This is a genomic window from Aeromonas australiensis (assembly GCF_000819725.1).
In the GTDB taxonomy this organism is placed as follows: domain Bacteria; phylum Pseudomonadota; class Gammaproteobacteria; order Enterobacterales; family Aeromonadaceae; genus Aeromonas; species Aeromonas australiensis.
This window is the reverse complement of the sequence record NZ_CDDH01000069.1, coordinates 35,400-52,949: the sequence shown is the minus strand read 5'-3', so window position 1 is coordinate 52,949 and position 17,550 is coordinate 35,400. Positions and strand designations below refer to the sequence as shown.

The window sequence follows — 17,550 nt, the reverse complement described above, 5'->3', positions numbered from 1 at the left end:
TTACCTCGTCTTTATCGCATAGTGGCGCTCGGCCCACTTGAGCGCCGAGGTGGAGACTGCGGTGAAGATCAGGAAGATCAACGCCACCGCCATGTAGAAGGTGAAGGGTTGCTGAGTCGAGCCCGCCGCCAGCGAGGCTTTGCGCACCATGTCATCCAGCCCGATGATGGAGACCAGCGCGGTGGTTTTCAGCAGCACCAGCCAGTTGTTGCCAACCCCCGGCAGGGCGTGGCGCATCATCTGGGGAAACAAGATGCGACGAAACACCTGGGTTGCCCGCATGCCAAAGGCGCGGGCGGCCTCCAGCTCGCCTTTGTCTACTGCCAAAATGGCGCCACGAAAGGTCTCGGTCATGTAGGCGCCGAAGATAAAGCCGATGGTCGCGACCCCAGCCACAAAGGGGCTGATGTCGATATAGTCCGGCAGCAGGGAGATCCACTCCTGATTGGGATTGCTCGCCAGCAGGTGGTTGTTATAAGCCTCATTGACCCAGGTGCAGATGCCGTTGATCAGCACCTGGCCGCCAAAGAAGAGCAGCATCATCAGCACCAAATCGGGGATGCCGCGAATGATGGTGGTGTAGCCGGTGGCGATGGCCCGGGCCCACTTGTAGGGAGAGAGTTTGGCCAGCGCCCCCAGCATGCCCAATAACAGCGCCAGCAACAGAGACGCCAGTGCCACTTCCAGGGTGACCCAGGCTCCCTCTAGCAGCGAGGCTTCGTATCCTTTCAAATCAAACATATGCAGCTCCATTGCAACTTATCGAGTGGGTTGATGCCGTTAGAACCCACAACCATTGCAGACAGCCAGATGCAGCGCTCTTGCAATTAATAGGGCCCATCACTCTAAAAGGAGAAACGGGCCCCATGACCAGTGGCGAGGTGAGTCGATCTGCCTATTACTTGTCGTTGAGCAAAACCTCACACATCCCCTCGCCCTACCCTCTCCCAAAGGGAGAGGGAACTGCCTTTACTCGCCGTACACGTCCTCTGGTTTTATTCGCCGTATACGTCGAACTCGAAGTACTTGTCGTTGATTTCCTTGTACTTGCCGTTGGCACGCAGCGCCAGAATAGCGGCGTTGAATTTCTCTTTCAGAGCTTTGTCAGCCTTGCGCACCGCGATACCGGCGCCCTCGCCAAACCACTTGGGATCGGTCAGTTTCGGGCCGACGAATTCAAAGGCATCCCCCCCCTCTTTCTTCAACAGACCGTCGGTGATGGCGGCAGAGTCGGCCAGCACATAGTCCACACGACCGGATTTCAGATCGAGATAGGCTTCATCGGCGGTGCCGTAACGCTTGATGGTGGCGTTGGGGAAGTTATCGGTGATGTAGGTATCCATGGAGGTGGCACGCTGTACCGCCACGGTTTTTCCTTTCATAAATGCTTTGTCGAGCTGGACATCAGTCCCTTTCTTGGCAGCAAAGCGGGCCGGAATGTGCTGGTACTTCTGGCTGAAGTCCACCTTCTTCTTGCGCTCTTCGGTGATGTCCATGGTGGCGATGATGGCGTCAAACTTGCGTGACAAGAGCGCCGGAATGATGCCGTCCCAATCTTGCTTGACCAGGGTGCACTTCACTTTCATCTCTTCACACAAGGCATTGGCCATGTCGATGTCAAAACCCTTCACCTCGCCACTGGGCTCGGTCCAGGAGAAAGGGGGGTAGGCGCCTTCAACCCCAATTCGTACCTCCTTCCACTCCTTGGCCATCAGGCTACCGGACCCGAGGACAGTCACTACGGCAGTCGCCAGCATCAGCTTGTTCATATATCTCTCCTTGATAAAACAGTTGATTGGGTAACCAGGCATTCCGCCATCAATAGATGGAGGAGATAAATTGCTTGAACCGCTCGGATTTGGGATGGGCGAAGATCTCCTTGGGGTTGCCCTCCTCCTCCACTCGCCCCTGATGCAGAAACATCACCTTGTTCGATACATCCCGGGCAAACGACATCTCGTGGGTCACCACCAGCATGGTGCGCCCCTCTTCGGCCAGCTCGCGCATCAGGCCGAGCACCTCCCCCACCAGCTCGGGATCGAGGGCCGAGGTAGGCTCGTCAAACAACATCACTTCAGGATCCACCGCCAGCGCCCGGGCAATAGCGGCCCGCTGCTGCTGACCACCGGAAAGGTGGCCGGGATAATAGTCGCGCCGCTCCCACAATCCCACCCGGTTGAGCAGATGCTCGGCCTTGGCGATGGCCTCGGCGCGAGGCACCTTAAGCACCTGGATCGGTACTTCAATGATGTTCTGCATGATGGTCATGTGGGACCAGAGATTGAAACTTTGAAACACCATCGCCAGTCGGCTGCGGATCCGCTCCACCTGACGCATATCTTGTGGCTGCCGCTCACCGGTCCGGCTGGTTTTCATCCGGATCAGCTCGCCATGGAGCGATACCGTACCGGATGAGGGGGTTTCCAGCAGATTGATACAGCGAAGAAAGGTCGACTTCCCCGAGCCGGAGGAGCCGATAAGGGAGATCACATCCCCTTTGTGGGCGGTCATGTCGATGCCCTTGAGCACTTCGTGGGTGCCAAAATATTTGTGCAGATCACGTACTTCCAGTGCGGCAACGTCGCTCATCCATTACAACCTTGTCTGTCCCTAGACGCCGCAGGGGCGTGACTGAACCATTGCTTATTTAACAAATAGTTAACCAATGGCAACCTTCAGCGAAAATATCACCCGGATAGTGAAAAAACAATACAGAACGAGGGCCTTCAGGCTGGCTGCTCTATTTTTATCCGCCACTTTCGTATTTTACAGCACTTTGTTTGCATAAACAGCCGTCTCAACAGCCGTATCGACACCGCCTTTTTATACCCCAATCATCATCAGTAGCAAGAGGAAACCATGATAAATGCCAAACTGGCAGTAAAATGACTTTATGCACCCTTATGCAGAGTAAAATCAGCCCCCGCCATACCGAACAACTTGATTTCATTGGTTCCTTCTGACTCGCACAGCCCCTTCGCACACTGGTGCCTTGTGGCAAAAAAGTAACAATCCGCTCTCAATGGCACTGTTTTCGGCCACAAAAGCGAGAGATATGTGACACAGAGCCAATAAGTAATGATAAGGTGGTGTTTTTATCAGTTTTTGTGATCGAGGCCTCGATGCTGCTCAATGTGTTGCTGATCCTGTTGCCACTGGCAATCGGCTATCTGGTCCCCCTCTCCTCTGCCCGGTTGATCAAGCTAGTCAACCAGAGCCTGGGCAAAATGGTCTACCTCATCCTGTTTTTGATGGGGCTTGGCCTCGCCTATGTGGAGAACCTGGGCAGCAATCTGGCGGTGATCTTCAAGGTGGCCGGGGTGATGCTGACCGCGATCACTGTCTGTAACCTGCTGGCTCTCTGGTGGCTCGACAAGCGCACACCGCCGACCCACGAGGCGAGCGATGCCAAGATGCCGGGCAAGCTACACCTGCTGTGGGAGTCCCTGCAGCTCTGCTTTGTGGTGCTCGGCGGCGTGCTGCTCGGGTTGCTGGTGGATCTGCGCGCCCTGCCCATCGACAAGTGGAGCGAATGGGCCCTGATGCTGCTGCTGTTTCTCATCGGGGTGCAGATGCGCAACTCCGGCATGCGACTGCGCCAGATCCTGCTCAACCCCTGGGGGATGAAGATCGCCGCCACCGTCATCCTCAGCAGCTGGCTGGGCAGCCTGCTGGCGGCCCAATTGCTGGGCATGCCCTTTGCCCATGGTCTGGCGATGAGCTCCAGCTTCGGCTGGTATTCGCTCTCCGGCATTCTGGTGGCCGACAAATTGGGGCCGGTGCTCGGCTCGGCTGCTTTTATCAACGATCTTGGCCGGGAGCTGATCGCCATTCTGATGATCCCGGTGCTGATGCGTCGCCACCCCTCGGCGGCCATCGGTTACGGCGGCGCCACGGCGCTGGACTTCACCCTGCCGGTTATCCAGAAATCAGGGGGCATCCAGGTGGTGCCGGTGGCCATTGTCTCCGGCTTTATCCTGAGCCTGCTCGGCCCCATCCTGATTTTGGGCTTCCTGGCGATCTAAGTGCGATCCATTGAGCCCCTATGAATTTTCTGGCACACCTGCATCTGGCAGCCCACACCCAAAGCTCCCTCACCGGCAATCTGCTGGGGGATTTTATCAAGGGGCCGCTGCCCACGGGGCTTGCCGCCCACTTCGATGAGGGGATCTGGCTGCACCGCAAGATCGATGCCTTCACCGACAGCCACCCCGAGCACAAGGCGGCCGTTGCCTGTTTCGAGGCCCCCTGGCGCCGCTTTGGCGGCATTGTGGTGGATATGATCTACGACCACTGGCTGAGCCAGCATTGGGGTCGGTTCAGCACCAAGCCCCTGCCCGACTTTTTATCGCAGAGCTACCGCCAACTATTGGCGGATCACCCACGCCTGCCGGACGGACTACCACTCCCCCTCAAGCGGATGGCTGAGCAGAACTGGATCGCCTCCTATCGCCACAAGGAGGGGCTGGGGCAAGCGCTAAATGGCATCGGCCGCCGACTGCGCCGCCCGGTACAACTGGGAGAGGCGCTGCTGACCCTCGATGAGTCGCAGTGGCAAACATGCGAGGCGGGATTTCTGCGCTTCTATCCCGCGCTGATGGCCTTTAGCCAGCAGCAACTGGCCCAATATCGGGCAGCGCAAGGGGCCCGGTGATCCTGACGTGCCACCCCTTCGCCATAAAAAACGCCCCTTGCGGGGCGTTTGCCATCAATTGGCTTTCTCTTTCTTCTTGCGAATGCTAAGGCCCAGCTCCCGACCACGCAGTCGGGCGTAATAGATGGTGCCGATAAAGGCGAGAGTGGTGAAGACCAGCTCCACCACCGCCAGCCACCGCTCCCCCTCATCCGTGGTGATCAGGGTGAGGGCATGGAGGAAATAGGGCATCAACACGAAGTTGCCCCAGGCGTGGGTGTAGGGGTTGCCCTGCACTATCCCCTTGAGCGGAAACAGCAGCGGCACCGTCCAAATCACCGGCAGCAGCCAGGGATTGAGGTCCGGATGAGGTGACAACCACAGATGCCAGAGGATGACCCAGCCCAGCAGACCAAAAAAGCCCACCAGTGTCAGCGAACGTGCAAAGCGGGTGCTCACTTGAGGATCTCCAGTACCAGCTCGGGCGGGCGGCCGATGCGGGCCTGACCATTTTTGATGACGATGGGGCGCTCAATCAGCTTGGGATGCTGGTGCATGGCACGGATGAGGGCATCACCGCTAACATCGGCCAATCCCAGCTCCTTGTAGAGATCTTCCTTGGTGCGCATCAGCTGGCGGGGATCGTTAAAGCCGAGCAGAGAGAGCAGGTTGCGGATCTCATCTTCGCTCGGGGCCTGCTCCAGATAGAGCACCACATCAGGGGCGATCCCGTGCTGTTCCAGCAGGGCCAGGGTTTCGCGACTCTTGGAGCAGCGCGGATTGTGGTAAATTTGGGTCTCGCTCATGGTAACTCCCTGATTAATCGCAAGATGGGACTAGAAACGGCGCTATTGTAGGGGAAAGTGATGGTCAGGGTAAGCGGCAGTGGAAAGGAATTGAAACGAATTTGTTGGCTGATTGTGGCTGGCCTGCTGGGCGCCTGTACGCCCGCCCACGAATTTACCGATGCCACAGGGCAGTCGATCAGCCTGCGCCACTTTGCCGGCAAGCCGCTCTTGGTCAACTACTTCGCCCCCTGGTGCGCCCCCTGCCTGCGGGAGATGCCGCACCTCAACACGCTGGCGGCAGAGGGAAAGATAGCCGTGGTCGCCATCAACTACGACCCGACCACCCCGGCAGAGCTGGACAAGCTGGCTGCGCGGTACCACATCAAGGTGCCCCTCCTTATTGCCAATGATGATGCCAAACTCCCCTTCCCTCACCCAAGTGGTCTGCCCACCAGCTATCTGCTCGATAGCGAGGGCAAACTCAAGCAAACGCTGGTCGGCGAGCTCGACCGGCAGCAGATCGAGATGCTCAAGGCGACCGCCAGCAGCCTGAGTCACTCACACGTCGCACTATCAATGCAACCCACATCAACATCATCGCTATAAACAACAAGGGCGCACCGTGGTGCACCCTTGTTTGATAGGCCAATGCCAGGTTTCGTTAGCCCTTGAGGCTGTCGAGATCCTTCTTGGCTCGCTCCAGCTCGGTGATACGCGCCTCCAACCTGGCCAGGGTCATCCGGTCGCTGGTGGTGCCGCGCGCCACGATCAGCTCGTCAATGGCCGCCTGATAATCCCCGCGCAGCGCGAGCATCTCGGCCCGCGCCATATGCAGGTCAGTCATCCGGCCCGCCTTGCGATAGGCATCAGCCAGCAGGTTCCAGGCCAGATTGTTCTCCTCATTAGCCCGGGCATAGGGGTCGAGGATGGCGATGGACTTCTTGTAGTTGCCGCTCTCGAGGTAGGCGTTACCGAGGTTGACCACCACCACTTCGTTATCCGGCATTCTGCTGCGAAACTTCTCCAGACGCGCGATAGCCTGGGCACTGCGCCCCTTGGCCAAATCGATATCGGTCATGGCATCGAGCACGAACAGATCTTCCGGGTGGCGGGTCGCCAGCGCCTGCATCAGGGCATCGGCTTCATCGGTACGCTTGAGCTGCAACAGCGCCAGCGCTTTGCCATAGATGGCGGCATCCTTGAGTGGATAATCCCCTTTCTGGATCCGGGTATCGAAGTAACTCAGCAATCCCTGTGGCGTGTCGGTGCCAAAACGAACCTGAATACGCACCTTGGCCAGCCAGAAGTCGAGGCTGGGTGGCAGAGTGCGATGGCCATAACTGCCCGCTCTGGCACGGGCCTCGCTGATCCGGGTCTCCGGCAGCGGGTGAGTGAGCAGCATCTCCGGCGGTTTGCTGGCATAACGATACTCGGCAGCCAGTTTCTGGAAGAAGTTGGCCATCCCCATAGGGTCGAAACCGGCATCATAGAGGGTCTTCATGCCGATGCGATCCGCTTCATATTCGTTGTCGCGGGTGTAGTTGATGGCCGATTGCATGGAGAGGCCGAGCGTGGTCTGCAACGCAGCGATACCCGCGGTCGGGTTGATCACCGCCAGCGCGATAGATCCCACCAGACCGGCCAGGGTCACTGCCGAGCTGCTCGCCTGCGCCTCCATATAACGGGCGATATGACGCTGGGTCACGTGGGTGATTTCGTGGGCCAATACCGAGGCCAGCTCGCTCTCGCTGTCGGCGTAGAGAAACAGGCCGGTGTGTACCTTGACCCGCCCGCCAAGGAAGGCTGCCGCGTTGATGGAGGGATCATTGATGAGGAAGAAGGTAAACGGGAAACGCACCCCATCTGCGTTGGTCAGCAGGCGCTGGCCCAGATCGTCGATGTACTGGCTCAGCACAGGATCATCAATGATCGGCAGGCCCGCACGGGCAAAGCGCATAAAGGCGTTGCCGTAACGCACCTCCTGCTCGATGGGCAGCGCCGAGACACCTGCAGTGCCGATGTCGGGAAGCTGATTGTTGGCATTCGCATGAAACGTGGCGCCCATCAGGGAAGCCAGCAGGGGGAGCGATGCCATCAGGGGGGAAAAGCGGGCCACGTTATCTCTATCTCCATCATAAAGGGCTTCGGCAGAATACCTTTGCCTATCAAGGGCTACAAGCGTTGTTTCATGCTCTCATCACGGCCATAATAGCGACTACCTGCCTGATGGAGTCCCTATGGAAGTGCTCGACCTGACCCCCTGGCGTTGTCCCGAGCCGCTGATCCGGCTCAAGCTCTGGTTAAGGGAGGCCAAAAATGGCCAAACCGTCACCATACGGCTGGCTGATGCGGGCTCAAGGCAGGATATTCCGGCCTATCTTCACCGTCAGGGCCATCATGTCGCGCTGCGCCAAGAACCGGACAATACCCTCTCTTTACAGTTGGTTGTCGGGGCGAAACAGCCATCTTGAGCCCCAGTGATGTAAGGATGCACTCATGTTAGAAGTATTGAAGCGTTGGTATCAGACTCGTTTTTCCGATCCCGATGCCGTTACCCTGTTCCTGTTACTGACGTTCGGCTTCGCCGTGCTCTGGCTGTTTGGCAATTTACTTGCTCCTATTCTGGTGGCCATCGTCATGGCCTATCTGCTGGAATGGCCGGTCGCCCGCCTGCAACGTGCTGGGCTATCGCGCTCCATGGCGACCAGCGTCATCCTGATCCTTTTTATCGCAGTGGCGGTTGCCTCCTTGCTGGGTCTTATCCCGACCCTGGTCAATCAGGGGATCAACCTGGCCAAAGAAGCACCGGCCATGCTGACCCATGCCCAAGACTATGTCCGCACCCTGCCCGACCGCTACCCTGAGCTGATTGATGTCAGTCTGGTGGAGACCGTCATCGACAATATACGTCAGCGTATCCTCAGGGGGGGCGAACACCTGGTTAGCGCCTCACTCAGCTCGCTGGTCAACGTGGTGGCCATCCTGATCTACCTCATTCTGGTCCCCCTGATGGTCTTCTTTATGCTCAAGGACAAGCAGGAGCTGCTAAACGGGCTGGCTCGCTTCATGCCGCGTAACCGGGCACTGGTCAACCGGGTATGGACCGAGATGAACGGCCAGATCATCAATTATGTGCGGGGCAAGGTGATCGAGATCCTGATCGTGGGTATCGCAACCTATATTGCCTTCGCCCTGATGGGACTGCGCTACTCTGCGCTGCTGGCGGTGGCGGTCGGCTTCTCGGTACTTATTCCCTATATAGGGGCTGCGGCCGTCACTGTTCCTGTCGCCATGGTGGCCCTGTTTCAATGGGGATTTTCCAGCGAGTTCGCCTGGCTGATGGTGGCATATCTGGTCATTCAAGCACTCGATGGCAACCTGCTGGTTCCCCTGCTCTTCTCGGAAGCGGTGAACTTGCACCCCGTGGCCATTATCATCGCCGTGCTGGTGTTTGGCGGCTTGTGGGGATTCTGGGGGGTCTTTTTCGCCATCCCCCTCGCCACCCTGGTCAAGGCGGTGCTCAACGCCTGGCCCCAGCGGGAAGAGGCGGCCAACAGCGCAAGCTGATACCGCGCCATGATGCAAGCACTATCAAAACGGGAGCCATTGGCTCCCGTTTTGGGTGGGTCACATCGCGCCAATATGGCACCACACTGGGTTACAGGGCGGCCAGAAACGCGCTCAACTGCGCATTGACGAAAGTGGGATTCTCCAGCGTCGAGATATGCCCGGCTGCCGGGATCTCCTTGAACGGGCAACCGAGCACCTCGGCCATCAGATAGCCCTCCAGCACCGGACGGGCCTTGTCTTCGCAGCCGGTCATCACCAGTGCGGGAGTGGTGATCTCCTCCAGCCACTCGATACGATCTTCGCGGGTCACAAAGCTGCGGCCCACCGCCACCATGGCGGCAATCTTCTCGTTTGGCCAAGCGGCCAGACGCGCCTTGAAGCCACTCATCAGCGCCTCATCAGGCTGATTCGCAAAAAAGAGTGGCGCAACCTGTGCAACGATGGGCGCCGGCACGGAGCCCTGCTGTTCGATCATCGTCAACATGCCAAGGTAGCGCTCACAGGTGATCTGGGGCTCAAGGCCAACAAAGCTGTCCATCAGCACCAGTCCCTTGAGGCGGTTTGGCACCATGCGCGCCAGCTCCACCCCCCACATACCGCCGATGGAGAGGCCCACCAACACGAACTCGTCAACCCCGAGGGCATCGAGCAGCGCCAGCTGATCCCGCGCCAGAGTCGCCAGGGTGCAGCCACCATCGGGGAGCAGGTCGGAATCACCGTGGCCCCACAGCTCGGGGACGATGCAGCGATAGCTGCCCTTGAGCGCCTCGATTTGCGGCGCCCACATGGCGCTGTCCCACAGATAGCTGTGACCAAACAGCAGCACCGGCCCTTGCCCTTCGTCCAGATAGGCCATCCGGCGGCCTGCTATCTCCATAAAATGCTTCATGTTATCTCCTGTTGCCAGCGATGGGCGGGCAGTGTATCACGTCCCCCTTGGCAGGTGACGCCTCCCTGGTGCAAGCTGAAAGTGACTCAGGGAAGTCACCCATGAAAGGATGCCAAAAGGAGAAGCCCATGGCGAAGGAGAAAAGCAAGAAGCGGCCGCGTCTGGACAAGCAGTGCTACGAGCACCACCTTGCCCATCTGCAGGAGGAGCTGGTCAAGCTGCAGGAGTGGGTCAAGCAGGAGGGGCTCAAGGTGGTGGTACTGTTCGAGGGACGGGACGCCGCCGGCAAGGGGGGAGTCATCAAGGCGATCACCGAGCCGCTAAACCCCCGGGTCTGCCGGGTCACGGCGCTGCCCGCCCCCTCCGATCGTGAGCGCTCTCAGTGGTACTTTCAGCGTTATGTGGCTCACCTGCCCGCCGCTGGTGAGATGGTGTTGTTTGACCGCTCCTGGTACAACCGGGCCGGGGTCGAGCGGGTAATGGGATTTTGCAGCGATGCCGAGTATCGCGAGTTTCTGCGCGCCTGCCCCGAGTTTGAGCGGATGCTGATCCGCTCCGGCATCACGGTGATCAAATACTGGTTCTCGGTCAGTGACGAGGAGCAGGAGAAGCGCTTCAAAGAGCGGATAAATACGCCTATCAAGCGTTGGAAGTTCAGCCCGATGGATTTGCAGTCCCGCTCACGCTGGGTGGAGTACTCCCGTGCCAAGGATGACATGTTCACCTACACCGACACCGAGGATTGTCCCTGGTTCGTGGTGGAGGCGGACGACAAGCGCCGTGCCCGCCTCAACTGCATCGCACATCTGCTTGGCAAGGTGCCCTACGAGGCGATCCACTACGAGCCCATCAAGCTCCCCCCCATCAAGACCGAAGGGTATGAGCGCCCGCCCCTGACCAACCAGACCTTTGTGCCCGATATTACCGCCGAACTCGAGGCTTGAACCGGGTTACCCTGCCTATCTGCATGTTCACATCGCAGGCAATAAAAAGCCGGTCTGACGACCGGCAAAAAGGCATTGATTATTAAGAAAGGAAAACCGGCACAACAAAAATCAGGTACGGATATATTTGGCGGTACGGGGGAACGCCTGCTCCTTGGCATCAAACAGGTAGCAGGCTTCGGCCGGGATACCCACGCTGTAAGTCTGACCGGTCGCCACATCCACATCCGAGGTGGCCTTGACGGTAAAGTCGTGACCATCCACATCCATATAAACGAAGGACTCGGCACCCAGGTGCTCGGCCACCTGCACTGTTCCGCTCACCTTGCTGTGTGCATGGGGGTGATCCAGTGGCATCAGATGCTCGGGGCGAATACCCAGCTCCACCTTGTCACCCACAGCGCCACTGCGGGCATCGACCCGGGCACGCACGGTATCGCCAGAAGTCAGCTTGACCAGGCACTCCTGCTCGCCAATCTCCAGCAACTCGCCCGCCAGGAAGTTCATCTTGGGAGAGCCGATAAAGCCCGCCACGAATTTGTTGTCCGGATTGTGGTAGAGATCCAGCGGAGAACCGAACTGCTCCAGGTTGGTGGCCGCCTCGCCCTTGAGCGGGCTCAGCACCACAATCTTGTCGGCCAGGGTCATCGCTTCCACCTGATCGTGGGTCACGTAGATGATGGTGGAGTTGAGCTCCTTGTGCAGCTTGGCGATCTCGATCCGCATCTTGACCCGCAGGGCGGCATCCAGGTTGGAGAGCGGCTCGTCAAACAGGAACACCTGCGGCTGCTGCACGATGGAGCGACCGATGGCGACACGCTGACGCTGACCACCGGAGAGGGCCTTGGGTTTTCTGTCCAGCAGCGGCTCGAGACCCAGGATCTCGGCGGCGCGCATCACCCGCTTGTGGATGTTCTCCTTGTCCATCTTCTTGAGCTTGAGGCCAAAGGCCATGTTCTCGTAGATGTTCATGTGCGGATACAGGGCGTAGGACTGGAACACCATGCCGACGTTGCGCTCTACCGGCGGCACGTCATTCATGTAACGACCACCGATGGTCAGCTCACCACTGGTGATGTCTTCCAGACCCGCGATCATCCGCAGCAGGGTGGATTTACCGCAGCCGGACGGGCCGACGAAGACGATGAACTCCCCCTCCTTGATGGAGAGGTTGATATTGCGCAGGGTGTCCTTGTGAACAGCCGGATCGTAATTTTTGCGAACGTTGTTGAGTACTACTTCAGCCATGACGAGCTCCGCTCTTGAATCTTTGCAAATCGTGATAGCGGGGGGAGTTAACTCCCCCGGCCATAAACTTAACCTTTCACACCGCCAGTGGTGAGGCCACCGACTAACCCGCCCTGAGATAGACCAGCAGGAACACCTCGGTGCAGGCCGCGTGGCGCCACTTAACCTTTCACACCACCAGCAGTCAGACCGCCCACCAACCAGCGCTGTGCCAACAGGAAGACCACAGTGATGGGGAAACCGGAGAGCACTGCGGCCGCCGCGAAATCACCCCACAGATAGTTCTGCGGATAGAGGTACTGCTGGGCCCCGACCGCCAGGGTCAGATTGTTCACATCCTGCAGCAGGATAGAGGCCATGGGCACCTCGGTAATGGAACCGATAAAGGCCAGAATAAACACTACCGCCAGGATGGGCACCGACAGGGGCAACAGGATCAGGCGAAATGCCTGCCACGGGGTCGCTCCGTCGATGGCCGCCGCCTCCTCCAGGGAGGAGTCGATGGTCTCGAAGTAGCCCTTGATGGTCCAGACGTGCAGGGCAATCCCCCCCATGTAGGCGAGGATCAGGCCACCGTGGGTGTTGAGACCCAACCAGGGGATGTAGTCACCAATCTTGTTAAAGAGCGCATAAATGGCCACCAGCGCCAACACTGCCGGAAACATCTGGAAAATCAGCATGCCCTGCAGGATGGTGGACTTGCCACGAAACCGCAGACGGGCAAAGGCGTAGGCACAGGTAGTGGAGAGCACCACGATCATCAGGGCGGTGATGCCGGCGATCTTGATGGAGTTCCAGAGCCAGGTCAGTACCGGGAACGGCGGTGGCGTGATGCTGCCATCGGCGTTGGTCACTGTCATGCCCAGCGCCAGCCTCCAGTGATCCAGGGTCGGATTGGAGGGGATGATCTCCCCTACCGCAAAGTTACCGCTACGGAACGAGATGGCGATAACCATGATCAACGGGAAGATGATCAGCGCCAGGAAGCCCCACATGACCAGGTGGGTTGCCCACACCCGGTATTTGACTGATTTGGGTTGTACGATTGCCATGTTGAAGCCTCCTTACAGCTGCTTGTCGGCTTTGGACAATTTCAGGTTGAGCAGCGCCAGCGCACCCACGATGAGGAAGATGGCGGTAGCGATGGCACTGGCCAGACCGTAGTCCTGACCACCCGATCCCTGGAATGCAATCCGGTAGGTATAACTCACCAGCAAGTCGGTGGTACCGGCCGGGGTGCTGGCGCCGATGATGTCGGGCGCACCGTTGGTCAACAACTGGATAAGCACGAAGTTGTTGAAGTTGAAGGCAAACGAGGCAATCAACAGGGGTGTCAGCGGCTTCATCAGCAGCGGCACGGTGATCTTGAAGAAGTTCTGTACCGGGCCGGCACCGTCCATGGCGGACGCTTCATAGAGATCTTCCGGAATGGCTTTGAGCAGGCCCATGCAGAGGATCATCATGTAGGGGTAGCCGAGCCAGGTGTTGACGATCAGGATCATCACCTTGGCCAGGAAGGGGTTGGTGTACCAGTCCGGTTTGATACCAAAGGCCGCTTCCAGGAACATGTTGATCTCACCGAAGTTCTGGTTGAACAACCCCTTGAACACCAGGATGGAGATAAACGCCGGGATCGCATAGGGCAGGATCAGCATGACCCGATAGAAACCGCGCCCCTTGAGCTCTTCCCACTGCACCAGTGAGGCCAGCACCATGCCAATGGCCAGGGTGAAGGCGACTGAACAGGTAGAGAAGATCACGGTCCAGACAAAGATCTGCAGGAAGGGCGACTGGATGCCCGGATCGGTGACGATGCGTGCGAAGTTCTTCCAACCCACGCTCACCACGAAGCCCGGGGCAATGCCCTTGCCGACAAACTGACCCTGCTGGTCGATATACTGATAGAAGCCGGTCTCGCCGTTGGGCAGCATCAGCTCGCCATTCTGGGTATCACGCAGCAGGTTGCTGTCTTTGATCACCACCCCTGACTTGAGCACGGCACCATCCATCAGGCGAGTGTAGTGCTGCTTCTGGGCGGCAAACTTGCGCAGGCTGCTCAGGGTGAGGTGGGTGCCGCCATCCGGCAATACCAGATCAAGCTCACTCAGGTGAGTACGATGCTCAACGATGGCACGGATAGGCGCCGCTTCTAGCGCAACCTCACCAGTAATGGGTTGCAACTCAACGACTTGCACAGACTCAGATGAGCGACCTTCACGGATCGCCCGAGCACGGGCCTTGTTGTTTAACAGAGAAAGCGGTTGGCTGATAAAGGATTGATCATCCTGTGTCAGCAGCAGCTGGAACTGACCGTTGTCGCCACCCAGCAGAGTAAAGTCGAATTCACCGCCCGCTACCTTGTAGGTTTTCTTCAGATGATAGTCCCGCGCCTGCTCCACAGAGAGCAAGTTGGACCCCGAGTAGTTGGTGAAGGCGATGCCGATCGTGTAGGCAAGAGGGAAGATGATAAAAACAACCATGCCAGCCACACCGGGGAAGATATAGCGGTGGGCATAGGTCTTCTTGTTCATGAAGACATACAGACCGACGGAGACCACCACCAGGTCCAGCAGAGCGAATACCCACTCGCCGCTGGCATACATCATCACGGCTGCATAACCGTTGAGGATGGCAACCAGAGCTGCGATGGTCCACTTAAGCCAGGTGTGCTTATCCTTCGGACCGGCATAGGATTCAATAGAAGGTACTACTTCCATGCCAATTAACCTTTATAACGCCAAGAGAGATTTGAGAGAGCGGGAGGCCGTGACAGCCTCCCGGGTGATGCGAGCTTACTGAACGATACGCTTGGCAGCGGTATCCAGCGCTTCGTCAACACTTTGACGACCGGAGGTCACGTTTTTGAGTGCAGTTTCAAAGGAGGACCAGAAACGGCTCATCTCGGGCACGGATGGCATCGGCTCGCCAGCCTGGGCATTTTGCATGGTGGCCTTGATGTTCGCATCGGACTCCAGGGTCTTCTGGAAGGATTTCAGCGCAACGGCACCCAGCGGCTTGTCGGCGTTAACCGGCGCCAGACCGGCATCGGTCAACAGGTAGTTTTCCAGGAACTCGATGGCCAGATCCTTGTTCGGGCTGGCGGCGTTGATGGTGGCACCCAGTACGCCAACGAAAGCCTTGGCCGGTTGACCATTGAGGGTCGGCAGCGGCGCTACGCCATACTTGATGCCGCTCTTGTCCAGGTTGCTCCAGGCCCAGGGACCGTTGATCATCATGGCCACTTCGCCCTTGTTGAACTTGGCGTCCATCACACCGTAGTCGATGCCTTTTTCCAGGTGACCGGACTTGATCATCTCGGAGATGTAGCCCACGCCCATCTTGGCACCTGCGTTGTTCACGCCGGTATCTTTGACGTCATAACCGGTAGCGGTTTTCTTGAAGGCGTAACCACCGTTGGCAGCCACCAACGGATAGCTGAAGTAGGGGGTGTCATAAGCCCACATGATGGCGCGCTTGCCATTTTTCTTCAGCGTCTCGTCAATCTTGGCGATCTCTTCGAAAGTTTTCGGCGGCTCGGGCAGCAGGTCTTTGTTATAGATCAGGCTGACCGCTTCCATGGCAACCGGGTAGCCATAGGTTTTGCCATCAACAGTCATGGCATCCCATGCCAGCTGTTCAAATTTGCCTTTGGTGGCAGCGTTCGGCGTGACCGGAACCAGCAAACCGGCTTTGACCCACTCACCGTAACGGTCGTGAGCCCAGAAGAAGATGTCCGGGCCGTTGCCAGTGGCGGCGGCTTGCTGGAATTTCACTTCAACCTGATCCGGGTGAGCCACAGTAACCTTGATGCCGGTTTCTGCTTCAAACTTCTTACCCACTTCAGCCAGACCGTTGTATCCCTTGTCACCGTTGATCCAGATGGTCAGCTGGCCTTCATCGATGGCAGCAGTAGCAGAGCAAGCGACGCCAAGAGTGGCCAGACCGATCAGGGATGACAGCAATTTCTTTTTCATGAGCCTTTCCTTGTATTAGTTCCGCGCTGTAAGAGCATTGTGTGCGAGATGAATATTATCCCAAGCGGCAAACGGCTCACATGACGCAACTCGCATTTTTGAAATGCAATTACGTATTTCCTTCCAGAAAGTTTTGAAAACATTTTCTTATTTCAGGGAATTACGGCCATTTATCGGCTTAATTCCAGACAACCACAGAATAATAATTACTGAAATGAAATAAAATTTCACAAATGAAAGGGTTTTCACCCCAATGAAAACCCTTTCAGGTGGTTTATTTTGTTTGATTTGTTAACAAAGTACCGCGCCAGTTTCGAGGTCTGCCCTGGCGCGATAAAAAAAGAGACCCCGCCGGGGCGGAGTCTCTTTTTGCCAGAAATGACGACTTGATCACACTCGGGAGCATGACTACGACTGGCGCAGCAGCTGATCCTTGAGATTAGGCGGCACCCCCTTGATGGTCAGGGTGTCGGTCTGGGGATCGTAGAAAATCCGGCTGTTGAGCAGCTTCTGCTCAAAGCTCAGAGTCAAGCCGCCGCCTGAGCCGACAAACTTGGTCAACCCGCGCAGGGTAGAGCGATCCGCCGGGAAGCGATCTTCCAGCTCATACTCCTGACCGATAAAGCTGTAAAAATCGAGATCGCCTTCGCCTGCTTCTTTTGAAGAGAGCTCAGCAGACAGCTCTTTAATTTCGATCTCTTCACCGGCACTGGCCTGTTCGGTGCAATATTTGAAGACCTGCTTTTTATAGTCATTGCGCTCGGTCGGTTCGAGCTGACGACTGTCGCAATAATCTTCGACTGCCTGCAGCAAGCCTTTATTTTGTACCTTGGCATCCATGCCCTCACGGGCACCCAGCAGATCCATAAAGAAGTCGCCCAGTTTGCGACCAATGCGCCCCTTGCTGAAGGTGATATAGCGGCGCGAATCGGCCTGCGTTTTCCATTCGGTCAAATCAATGCGGGCCACCAGATTGAGTTTGCCGATATCCAGATACTGGATATGGCGCAATTCCAGCGCTTCGCTGACAGTGACGCTCTCCTTGCCCTCCAGCAGGGCGATCAGCAGATAATCGACCCCGACGTAGTTATATTTGGCAAACAGCAGCACCCCTTGTTCATCGAGGGCGTGCTCCACCAGCTGCTTGACCAGCATCTGGGTCACGGTGACCGAGAAGGGAACGAATTCGGTCTGCTCGTCGAGCAGCTGTTCGAGGGCGATACGAAATGCGGGTGAAGGCTGCTTGGGAGCCTCTTCACCGTCGGCCAGCTCAGCGACGGCGGCCTCGGGGTCGGCAAAGAAGCCAAAGCCCTTGCCGCCCTTGCCGTTATAGATCCGATGCAGTTCCGCCATCAGCCCTTGTACCGCCTCATCAGGGGGCAGGATCTGGCTGCGGGTATCGGCGTGGGGTTGACCATCGCCGCCCTGGCGCAAGGAGTGAAGAATGATCTTGTCGATATCGAGACTCATGTCACAAAGCCATAGTGTTAGCCGAAAGGGTGAA

At 57.7% G+C, this 17,550-nt stretch carries 18 protein-coding genes; 6 read left to right on the top strand and 12 right to left on the bottom strand.

The window, feature by feature from the left end; translation table 11 throughout:
- The 3 genes from BN1117_RS11340 to BN1117_RS11330 form a co-directional block, all read right to left on the bottom strand.
- Positions 1-741: an ABC transporter permease gene (locus tag BN1117_RS11340; protein ID WP_040097460.1), complete on the bottom strand. Its 741-nt coding sequence runs from the start codon at positions 739-741 to the stop codon at positions 1-3.
- Positions 742-995: 254 nt separating this feature from the next.
- Positions 996-1,769 carry an ABC transporter substrate-binding protein gene (locus tag BN1117_RS11335; RefSeq protein ID WP_040097459.1) on the bottom strand — a complete coding sequence of 258 codons (774 nt, stop codon included), beginning with the start codon at positions 1,767-1,769 and terminating at the stop codon, positions 996-998.
- A 49-nt stretch (positions 1,770-1,818) separates the two neighbouring features.
- Positions 1,819-2,589, bottom strand: a complete 771-nt coding sequence (locus BN1117_RS11330; protein ID WP_040097457.1) for an ABC transporter ATP-binding protein — start codon at positions 2,587-2,589, stop codon at positions 1,819-1,821.
- Between the two features lie 533 nt (positions 2,590-3,122).
- Here BN1117_RS11330 and BN1117_RS11325 point away from each other — a divergent pair.
- The gene (locus BN1117_RS11325) at positions 3,123-4,025 is read left to right on the top strand and encodes a LysO family transporter (RefSeq protein ID WP_040097658.1); all 903 of its coding nucleotides are present in this window, start codon (positions 3,123-3,125) and stop codon (positions 4,023-4,025) included.
- 20 nt (positions 4,026-4,045) lie between these two features.
- Positions 4,046-4,654 carry an acyl carrier protein phosphodiesterase gene (locus BN1117_RS11320; protein WP_040097455.1) on the top strand — a complete coding sequence of 203 codons (609 nt, stop codon included), beginning with the start codon at positions 4,046-4,048 and terminating at the stop codon, positions 4,652-4,654.
- A gap of 54 nt (positions 4,655-4,708) precedes the next feature.
- Here the strand turns inward: BN1117_RS11320 and BN1117_RS11315 are convergent, their stop codons facing one another.
- Together BN1117_RS11315 and arsC are read right to left on the bottom strand one after the other, a co-directional pair.
- Positions 4,709-5,092, bottom strand: coding sequence for a DUF2069 domain-containing protein (locus BN1117_RS11315; RefSeq protein WP_040097453.1), 384 nt, complete (start codon positions 5,090-5,092; stop codon positions 4,709-4,711).
- Positions 5,089-5,439, bottom strand: coding sequence for an arsenate reductase (glutaredoxin) (gene arsC, locus BN1117_RS11310; protein ID WP_040097449.1), 351 nt, complete (start codon positions 5,437-5,439; stop codon positions 5,089-5,091). Before arsC ends, BN1117_RS11315 begins: the two co-directional genes overlap by 4 nt.
- A 60-nt stretch (positions 5,440-5,499) precedes the next feature.
- Between arsC and BN1117_RS11305 the strand changes: the two genes are divergently transcribed.
- On the top strand, positions 5,500-6,027 hold the full coding sequence (locus tag BN1117_RS11305; protein ID WP_052441500.1) for a TlpA family protein disulfide reductase: 528 nt from the start codon (positions 5,500-5,502) through the stop codon (positions 6,025-6,027).
- Between the two features lie 55 nt (positions 6,028-6,082).
- On the opposite strand, the gene bepA is transcribed toward BN1117_RS11305, so the two are convergent.
- Positions 6,083-7,537 carry a beta-barrel assembly-enhancing protease gene (bepA, locus tag BN1117_RS11300; RefSeq protein WP_425283265.1) on the bottom strand — a complete coding sequence of 485 codons (1,455 nt, stop codon included), beginning with the start codon at positions 7,535-7,537 and terminating at the stop codon, positions 6,083-6,085.
- Between the two features lie 121 nt (positions 7,538-7,658).
- Between bepA and BN1117_RS11295 the strand changes: the two genes are divergently transcribed.
- Both BN1117_RS11295 and BN1117_RS11290 read left to right on the top strand, forming a co-directional pair.
- Positions 7,659-7,892: a sulfurtransferase TusA family protein gene (locus BN1117_RS11295; RefSeq protein WP_040097447.1), complete on the top strand. Its 234-nt coding sequence runs from the start codon at positions 7,659-7,661 to the stop codon at positions 7,890-7,892.
- 25 nt (positions 7,893-7,917) lie between these two features.
- A complete protein-coding gene (locus tag BN1117_RS11290) occupies positions 7,918-8,988 on the top strand; it encodes an AI-2E family transporter (protein ID WP_040097445.1) in 1,071 nt (356 codons plus the stop codon).
- Positions 8,989-9,079: 91 nt separating this feature from the next.
- Here the strand turns inward: BN1117_RS11290 and BN1117_RS11285 are convergent, their stop codons facing one another.
- The gene (locus tag BN1117_RS11285) at positions 9,080-9,880 is read right to left on the bottom strand and encodes an alpha/beta fold hydrolase (protein WP_040097442.1); all 801 of its coding nucleotides are present in this window, start codon (positions 9,878-9,880) and stop codon (positions 9,080-9,082) included.
- A gap of 128 nt (positions 9,881-10,008) precedes the next feature.
- Between BN1117_RS11285 and ppk2 the strand changes: the two genes are divergently transcribed.
- Entirely contained in the window at positions 10,009-10,824 is an 816-nt protein-coding gene (gene ppk2 / locus BN1117_RS11280; RefSeq protein WP_040097440.1) for a polyphosphate kinase 2, read from the top strand.
- Positions 10,825-10,935: 111 nt separating this feature from the next.
- Here the strand turns inward: ppk2 and BN1117_RS11275 are convergent, their stop codons facing one another.
- From BN1117_RS11275 to yejK, 5 genes are all read right to left on the bottom strand, one after another.
- Entirely contained in the window at positions 10,936-12,072 is a 1,137-nt protein-coding gene (locus BN1117_RS11275; protein ID WP_040097439.1) for an ABC transporter ATP-binding protein, read from the bottom strand.
- Positions 12,073-12,233: 161 nt separating this feature from the next.
- Positions 12,234-13,124, bottom strand: coding sequence for a maltose ABC transporter permease MalG (malG, locus tag BN1117_RS11270; protein ID WP_040097437.1), 891 nt, complete (start codon positions 13,122-13,124; stop codon positions 12,234-12,236).
- A gap of 12 nt (positions 13,125-13,136) precedes the next feature.
- Positions 13,137-14,789 (bottom strand): maltose ABC transporter permease MalF, encoded by a 1,653-nt coding sequence (malF, locus tag BN1117_RS11265; RefSeq protein ID WP_040097433.1) that lies wholly within the window; start codon positions 14,787-14,789, stop codon positions 13,137-13,139.
- A 75-nt stretch (positions 14,790-14,864) separates the two neighbouring features.
- Positions 14,865-16,046: a maltose/maltodextrin ABC transporter substrate-binding protein MalE gene (malE, locus tag BN1117_RS11260; RefSeq protein ID WP_040097431.1), complete on the bottom strand. Its 1,182-nt coding sequence runs from the start codon at positions 16,044-16,046 to the stop codon at positions 14,865-14,867.
- 408 nt (positions 16,047-16,454) lie between these two features.
- Entirely contained in the window at positions 16,455-17,516 is a 1,062-nt protein-coding gene (gene yejK / locus BN1117_RS11255; RefSeq protein WP_040097430.1) for a nucleoid-associated protein YejK, read from the bottom strand.
- Positions 17,517-17,550: the final 34 nt, after the last annotated feature.